This is a genomic window from Myxococcus sp. AB025B (assembly GCF_006518215.1).
GTDB lineage: Bacteria > Myxococcota > Myxococcia > Myxococcales > Myxococcaceae > Myxococcus > Myxococcus fulvus.
In genome coordinates this window covers 1-1402 of the sequence record NZ_SRLW01000630.1, presented here as the reverse complement: position 1 = coordinate 1402, position 1402 = coordinate 1, and the positions used below count along the sequence as shown (strand labels likewise).

The window sequence follows — 1402 nt, the reverse complement described above, 5'->3', positions numbered from 1 at the left end:
CGCGCTCGCTCTCCTACGCCGCGCTCGACGCTCGCTCCAATCAGCTCGCCCACCACCTGCTCGCCCTCGGGGTCTCTCCGGGCAGTGCCGTCGGCATCTGCCTCGACAAGTCCCTCGACATGGCCGTCGCCGTCCTCGCCACCCTCAAGGCCGGCGCCTTCTACGTCGCCCTCGACCCCAACTACCCCGCTGAGCGCCTGGCCTTCATGCTCGCGGACACCCGCGCGCCTGTCGTCCTCACCCACTCCTCCCTCTCCTCCGTCCTCCCCGCCTCCTCCTCCGCTCGACGCATCCTCCTCGACTCCGAGGCCGACGCGGTGGCTCGACGGCCTTTGGCCGCTCCGGGCATTCACGTCTCCCCCGAGGACATCGCCTACGTCATCTACACCTCCGGCAGCACCGGCATCCCCAAGGGCATCGTCATGCCCCACAGGGCACTCAGCTTCCTGCTCGCCTGGCAAATCCGGCAGTCACCCAACCCCCTCGCGGTGACACTCCAGTTCGCCTCCCTCAACTTCGACGTCTCCATCCAGGAGTTCTTCGCCTCCTGGTGGGTGGGCGCCCACGTCGTCCTCCCTCTCGGGGGCCTTCGCCAGGACATCCCTGCCCTCCTCGACTTCATGCACGCGCAGAAGGTCGAGCGGCTCTTCCTCCCCTTCGTCGCACTCCAGGCCATGGCCGACTCCGTCTCCCATGGCGCCACGCTTCCTTCTTCGCTTCGCGAAGTCGTCACCGCGGGTGAGCAGCTTCAGGTCAACTCCACCCTCACCGCCTTCTTCGAGAAGCTCCCCGGTAGCGTCCTCGAAAACCAGTACGGCCCCTCCGAGGCCCACGTCGTCTCCGCCTTCCGTCTCGACGGTGCGCCCTCCGCCTGGCCTCGCCTGCCTTCCATCGGCAGCCCCGTTGGCCACACCCAGCTCTACGTCCTCGACTCCCTCGGCCAGCCCGTTCCCATCGGCGTCGCCGGTGAAGTCTTCGTCGGTGGCACCCACCTCGCTCACGGCTACCTGGCTCGGCCGGACACCACCGCCGCCGCCTTCGTGCCCAACCCGTTCAGCAGCATCCCCGGCTCTCGTCTCTACCGCACAGGTGACTCCGCTCGCTGGAAGGCCGACGGCACCCTCGAGTTCCTCGGCCGCCTCGACTTCCAGGTGAAGGTGCGTGGCTTCCGTGTCGAGCTGGGCGAAGTCGAGTCCGTCCTCCGCATGGCTCCCGGCCTGCGCGACGCCGCCGCCGTCGTCCGTGAGGACGTCCCGGGCGACAAGCGCCTCATCGGCTACGTCGTCCTCTCCTCCGACGCTCCGCTTGACGCAGAGGCCCTCCGCGCCTTCCTCCTCCAGCGCCTCCCCGAGTACATGGTGCCCTCCGCCTTCGTCTCCCTGGCGGCACTGCCCCTGACTCC

General features: G+C 68.8%; 1 protein-coding gene. It reads left to right on the top strand.

Annotated features, from left to right (window positions below; genetic code table 11):
- Positions 1-1402: amino acid adenylation domain-containing protein (locus FL311_RS43175; RefSeq protein WP_141333493.1), on the top strand; the 1402-nt coding region annotated here is incomplete at both ends.